The organism is Cytophaga sp., assembly GCF_051961495.1.
In the GTDB taxonomy this organism is placed as follows: domain Bacteria; phylum Bacteroidota; class Bacteroidia; order Cytophagales; family Cytophagaceae; genus Cytophaga.
This window is the reverse complement of record NZ_JBQCDF010000229.1, coordinates 1-6064: the sequence shown is the minus strand read 5'-3', so window position 1 is coordinate 6064 and position 6064 is coordinate 1. Positions and strand designations below refer to the sequence as shown.

General features: G+C 41.5%; 7 protein-coding genes. 6 read left to right on the top strand and 1 reads right to left on the bottom strand.

The features are described from left to right. The 6 genes from ACTHJT_RS12790 to ACTHJT_RS12765 form a co-directional block, all read left to right on the top strand. Positions 1–619: hypothetical protein (locus tag ACTHJT_RS12790; protein WP_440238772.1), on the top strand; the 619-nt coding region annotated here is incomplete at its 5' end. A 505-nt stretch (positions 620–1124) separates the two neighbouring features. Further along, positions 1125–1754 carry a hypothetical protein gene (locus tag ACTHJT_RS12785; protein WP_440238770.1) on the top strand — a complete coding sequence of 210 codons (630 nt, stop codon included), beginning with the start codon at positions 1125–1127 and terminating at the stop codon, positions 1752–1754. A 173-nt stretch (positions 1755–1927) separates the two neighbouring features. Beyond that, positions 1928–2449, top strand: coding sequence for a DMP19 family protein (locus tag ACTHJT_RS12780; protein WP_440238768.1), 522 nt, complete (start codon positions 1928–1930; stop codon positions 2447–2449). 603 nt (positions 2450–3052) lie between these two features. Then, positions 3053–3463, top strand: a complete 411-nt coding sequence (locus ACTHJT_RS12775; RefSeq protein WP_440238766.1) for a hypothetical protein — start codon at positions 3053–3055, stop codon at positions 3461–3463. Positions 3464–3779: 316 nt separating this feature from the next. Continuing rightward, positions 3780–4709 (top strand): GNAT family N-acetyltransferase, encoded by a 930-nt coding sequence (locus ACTHJT_RS12770; protein WP_440238764.1) that lies wholly within the window; start codon positions 3780–3782, stop codon positions 4707–4709. 156 nt (positions 4710–4865) lie between these two features. Then, the gene (locus tag ACTHJT_RS12765; protein WP_440238762.1) at positions 4866–5384 is read left to right on the top strand and encodes an REP-associated tyrosine transposase; all 519 of its coding nucleotides are present in this window, start codon (positions 4866–4868) and stop codon (positions 5382–5384) included. Positions 5385–5632: 248 nt separating this feature from the next. Here ACTHJT_RS12765 and ACTHJT_RS12760 read toward each other — a convergent pair whose 3' ends face one another. After that, positions 5633–5980 (bottom strand): YciI family protein, encoded by a 348-nt coding sequence (locus ACTHJT_RS12760; protein WP_440238760.1) that lies wholly within the window; start codon positions 5978–5980, stop codon positions 5633–5635. Between the last annotated feature and the right edge of the window lie 84 nt (positions 5981–6064).

Sequence of the window (6064 nt, the reverse complement as noted above, 5' to 3'; positions counted from 1 at the left end):
AAAGAAACGGTCTGTGTATGCAAGCCGTGCATATTCTTCGAAAATGCTGGGATTTATCTTAAACAAAGAACTTTTATTAAGCCATGCGCCCCAGCTGGACGGATTTAGTGAACATGAAGACGGATACAGCAGCCCACTACTGTTTGACACCATTCAGCATAAGTTTGTAAATGATCTGAGCCGGCTGGGTTTATATCCTTCTTTTCCTGATTCGTTTGAACTGGATATCAAAGATTGGTCGCATGTGGAAATGTTTTTTCCCGGAACAAAACAAAGAGATGCATACAGAAAAGTTAGTAATGTGAATGATGCATTAAGGGGCATTTTATTCGCAGGCAATTACCGCATGGATGCTCATGATGTAAGTTTTGATAAAACAGGCGCTGTGACAGGTTTCGCCGACTATCAGTTTTATGAACCTATATATGATTTTGGTGAGGGGATTGACTACGATGCCATTGTTTTATACAAAGACAGGCACGCCGGAAACCTGATGGATGGAGATATATATACCTTTAACTTCAATGCCGATACCCTGTATCTGTCTCATGTGGAAACGGACTGGGATAAAATGGAACACAAAGTCAGTACAGAGAAGATTAAGCTGATAAAACAGTAATGTTATGTACTCTCACCGTGGTTTGTGGCACACAGACCACGGTGAGGAAGGACACCCTCCAATGCGGTAAAACTTTCCACCATACTTCTCAGAAACATGTTGTATCTTCAAACCTTTAGCCTAGGTTGGTAATTACTATCATCCCTAATCTCAAGGGCAGATTGAGTTAAGAAAGAATAATGAATCTCAACTCTATGTTGGCGTTTACCACTTAATCCAAACCACGACAGCGGGTTGAATGGTGGTTAGGTTAGAGTGGTGAACGTCGACATGAGTTAAATATTCCAGTACAGTATACTATGAAAAGGGTGCTGAAGTACGAGAAGGAATACTCGCTTATTACAGAGGATAATGCAGTGGGCTGTCGGCCGTTGGCACAACAGCGGGTTGAGTGGTGGTTAGGTTAGAGTGGTGAACGTCGACATGAGTTAAAACTTTCCACCACACTTCTCAGAAACATGTTGTATCTTCAAACCTTAAAAAGAATACGCAACCAATCATTCAAATGAAAAAATACCTACTAATCTTCGCGGTGCTTTTATGTTGTTCTATGTACGTCCGGGCTGCCGAATTGGTAAAAGGTAAAATACTGACTGATAAAGATACCCTGGATGTTACTTTTAAAATACCTGTTTTCGCGATTACCGGCGATGTCAATTATATTAAGCTGCAGGAAAAGGTAAAGTATTTGGATGCTTCAGGAAATCAATGTGTGCTGAAACCTGGTCAGGCAGTTGAAATTCAATTTACATTCAGAGGCAGTAAGATCCGGATGCTGTCCAGATTCAAGTCCATTTATTTGGGATCGATGTTTTCTTCCAATGAATATATTTTTTTACAGCTGCTGGTTGATGGCGGCGTGAGACTTCTTGGTCATTACCGGAGGCAATCATCCGGCGGGATGTATAATGGTGCTACCGGAATGTACACCGGCGGAGGTTCTTATGTTGCAAATGATTACATCCTGCAGAAAGGCAACGGTAATTTAGTACAAGTATATGGAGGATCTTTCAGAAATGAGATGGCGGAGTATTTCAGCCAGTGTCCGGAATTGGTGGAGATGATCCGGAACAAAACGTACCGCATCCGGGATATGGAAGCCATTGTGAAGTATTATAATACAAGCTGCAAGTGATGCAAAATAAAGTTATCCGTTGCGCTGTCACACCTTTTAAAACAGTGGGTGGTCTGTCCGCCGCGGCGGAGCCACAGACCACGGTGAAAGGAAACCATTGTAAATCATTCCGACACTTTTTAACTTGTAAAATATTAATCTTATAATCTTTGTTTAGTAAAATCTGATTCCATATGAGTATTTTAAAAACCTTTTCCAGCTTATTTTCACGTGCAGATAAAAACGTTGCTGCTAGTAGTAAGGTATCGTTAACAGCTGAGCTTATAGATGAAACCGACGATACACATTTATTACAGCTGGTTTTTGATCTTTTATTTGATGGTTTACCGAATCGGATTAAAAAAGAATATGAAATAGTAATGAACTGGAACGAATATAAAAGATCATTTTTTATGATCACATTGTTGCAGGGAGAAGTCGATAATGGCGGTTACGGTCAATTTTATTTTAACTCAAGCGGTATTTATTATAAGCACTTACCGGCTGCTTTAAAATTTGTGGGTGCCTTTGATTTTGCTCATGTGACAGAAAAGGCAAACCAGCTTTTTGAAAAAAACAGAAGTCTTTTTGTGAAATTTCCGAATGAACTATACGATGATCTGAGTGATCAGTTTTATGATCTTGATGGAAAAGGAAAATTAGATCAACTAAAGATTGATTTCATACGCAAACATAAAAACGAGTTCGTTTCTTAATAATTCTTCGGAAATCATTTCTCTTTCTTTACATCCAACTAGCGCTAATGTCGACTAAATGATCAACCACTGAAGAAAAATAAGTATCTTACTGACGGTTTAGACAAATAAGGCGGATGTTTCCCTTTGTGCTATTTATCGGTTATTTGTATTGCTATATCTCTGATTGGAGGCTTGGCCGTTTGTTTTATGTGCCGGCATCCGGTCAACGGAAAGGGCTTGTTACTGTACTTTTAATGCTTTGTTTCCTATTATTCCTATATATGTTGTTGCGTGCCTGGATGCCATGGATGCATTCATAACCAGAGCTTGTTGGTTTGTGTGCTACATATATGCTATATGCTATGGTAGTTGAATGCAGTCAAATCCGCCGCGGTTGACTGAGGACCGGCGCGAGAAAAGGTGAGAATTGTACTTTGTTAAATAATGGAATTGCAAATTCCTTTTATCTGGGTTCGGGATTGCAAATCCCGAACAGCTGGGTTGGTTTGTGTGCTACATATATGCTATCGTGTTGAATGCAGTCAAAGACTGCGAAATAGTACGCACCAGTCAGAGACTGGCGCGAGGTGATGGGGTGACTTTCTCAATAACATACAGTTTATGCGTACAGAAGAAGCAACAAGACCAGAGGAACGTTATTTGGTTTCCTCAGAATATTTTTCGGATATGGCAACCGCTATCTGGCAGGCGGAATGTATTAAGCGTTGCAAAGACAAAGATCAATCTCCCGCCTATGAAAAATATTTGAACTGGGTGCGCCAGGATAATGAGATCGCTGTTTTTATGTTATACGCTTATGCAGATCTGGAGATTCCCAAAACGTTTGATATTATTTTTCAAATGGATAAACCTGAAAACTATATTCAGGAAGTGTATGTGCTGACACAAAGCATATATGAAGCGTGGCTGCCGATGGATAGCATGTCTCATGGCCATAAGCACCTTTGCATGCTGACATTTAAGAAAGCTGTTCCTGAAATTATTAATCTTTTATGCAGAGCAGATGAGTAGTATTGTAATACTCACAAAGGACAAATTTAACTCGGATTCTGTTATTCTGAAAATTTTGTACAAATCAAAAATAGCATGAATATGTCGCGACGTCACAGCTGAGCACCAGTCAAAGACTGGCGCGATGGGTAAGCGGGAGAGATTGAAAAAATCCCTGACTGATTCCGGATCATAAGGAACCAAGGCAGCAGAATGTTTGTTGCTTACCGCACCGGCAAAGCATATAAGAATATATATAAGCAGTAGTTCCGCTGACCAGGATATTTTTATTGTATGCAGGTTAACCGTTGGGGACTCTACTCAAATAACATATTATATGAATGCTTTTGAAGCAGTGATTTTACCTTATGAAGAAAAATACAGGGATGCTGTTGTTACTTTATGGGAGCGGTCTGCACGCGCAACCCATCATTTTGTCGCGCTGGATGACCTGGTGTATTATAAGCAGGCGGTAAGTAAGATCGACTTCTTTTCCTTTGCCGTATACTGCCAGTTTTACAACAACCGCATGACGGGGATCCTTGGTGTGGCCGGCACGGACCTGGCCATGCTGTTTGTCGACCCCGATTTTATCGGCCGTGGTTTTGGCAGGCAGCTGATGCTGTTTGCCCTGAATGATTTAAAAGCTACGACCGTTGAAGTGAATGAGCAGAATATACAGGCGGTGGATTTTTACAAAAAGTTTGGATTTGTGGTGTATGACCGTGCTGAAAAAGATTCAGAAGGAAAGGATTATCCCTTGCTGAAAATGCGGCTGCAGCATGATGCAGCTGTAACACCGGAGCTCACCATACGATTGCTGGAACAGGCAGATGCGGTGCCCTACGAACTGCTGCTGGATGCGGACCCGTCGAGAAAGCTCGTGGACAGTTATATGGCAAAAGGCGAAACCTACATAGCCCTGCATAACGGAGAAACGGTTGCGGCCTGCATTCTGATGCACATCAATGCCGAAACAACAGAGATCAGGAATCTTGCTGTCGCGGAGAAAGTACAGGGCCGGGGAATCGGTACGCGGATGATCGCGCATGCTTTTGAGCTCGCGAAGCAAAAAGGATATAAAACGATCCTGATCGCTACTTCCACACCCAATATCGGTCCGCTGTACCTGTACCAGAAGATGGGTTTTGAATACGATTATCTGGTGAAGCATTATTTTGACAATCATGCCGACTGCTACGAAGGAGAGCTATATGATAACGGCATCCGCTGCAACCACCTGATCGTGCTTTCGAAAAAGCTGTAAGATAAAGAGGAGAAGCTTAACTCTATGTTGGCGTTCGCCACTCTATCCGAACCACGACTCAACCCGCTGTTGTGCCAACGGCCGACAGCCCACTGCTCTCAATGTGAAAATGTGAAGTTTGAATAATAGATAGCAAAGAGTATTTTTGTTTTTGCTATGGAAAAAATAATTTACTATCCTGTATTTTTTACAGCGACAATCAGACACTGGAAACGATTGTTAAAACCTGATAAGTATAAAGAGATAATTCTAGAACAGTTACGAGTACAAATAAAAAAGAATCAGTTGATTGTTTATGCTTATTGCATTATGGATAATCATATTCATATTATTTGGCAAGTAAAAGGTGTGATTGATACTTCAGAAGTTCAAAAGCAATTTTTAGAAGGGTGCAGTAAGCATATCAAGGCAGATTTGGAACTTCATCATCCAAATGTATTACCTTTTTTTAAGTCTTCGCAAAATGATAGATCGTACCACTTTTGGAAACGGTGTGCTAAGTCAAAGGAGTTATATGATGATGATATATTTGAGCAGAAGTTAGATTACATACATTATAATCCTGTAAAAGCTGGACTTTGTAACTTGCCCGAAGAATATCTATATTCCAGTGCAGTATACTATGAAAAGGGTTCTGAAGTACGAGAAGGAATACTCACTCATTATAGAGGATAATGCAGTGGGCTGTTGGCCGTTGGCACAACAGCGGGTTGAGTGGTGGTTAGGATAGAGTGGTGAATGCCAACATGAGTTAAATGAGGCCGCTGGATCTTGCGAGAGCAGCTTTTTAACTAAACGACATTGGATTGCAATTCCCGGATAGCTTTGTTGTTATCATGCAGTCAGATCCGCCGCGGCGGATGCGGAATGATACGCACCTCCGCCGCACCAGTCAAAGACTGGCGCGAGTGTAAATTTGCTCATTACGAAGCCGTCTCCCGGATCTCCACACTGTTCTTATCACTGCCATTCAGGATCGGGCATTTCTCCGCGATGCGTACCGCTTCGTCCATATTTTTTGCATGTATAAGAATATAACCGGCTACAGACTCGGAGTTGGCTGCATAAGGCAGGTCCTGCACAACTTTCCCGGGACGCAATACCTTGCCGCTGTATTGCAGGTGATTGCCGCCTTCCGCCAGCAAGCCTTCTTCTTCGATGCCGTTCATCCATTGCATCCATTGCTGCATGTAGGTTTCCATCTGCTTTTTGTCCGGCTGCGCTTCTTTTGTAAGGATGTCGAGCCTGAAGAGTAACATGTATGTTTTCATAACATTTATTTTTTAACAAACATACCAAAGCGTACAGATACGCGCATTGATCTGGATCAAAAAAGATAATTATGAATTATGAAT

Bases quoted from the DNA above. Each gene is read 5' to 3' on its own strand.
- ACTHJT_RS12785 (WP_440238770.1), top strand. From the start codon at position 1,125: ATGAAAAAATACCTACTAATCTTCGCGGTGCTTTTATGTTGTTCTATG.
- ACTHJT_RS12780 (WP_440238768.1), top strand. From the start codon at position 1,928: ATGAGTATTTTAAAAACCTTTTCCAGCTTATTTTCACGTGCAGATAAA.
- ACTHJT_RS12775 (WP_440238766.1), top strand. From the start codon at position 3,053: ATGCGTACAGAAGAAGCAACAAGACCAGAGGAACGTTATTTGGTTTCC.
- ACTHJT_RS12770 (WP_440238764.1), top strand. From the start codon at position 3,780: ATGAATGCTTTTGAAGCAGTGATTTTACCTTATGAAGAAAAATACAGG.
- ACTHJT_RS12765 (WP_440238762.1), top strand. From the start codon at position 4,866: ATGGAAAAAATAATTTACTATCCTGTATTTTTTACAGCGACAATCAGA.
- ACTHJT_RS12760 (WP_440238760.1), bottom strand. From the start codon at position 5,980: ATGAAAACATACATGTTACTCTTCAGGCTCGACATCCTTACAAAAGAA.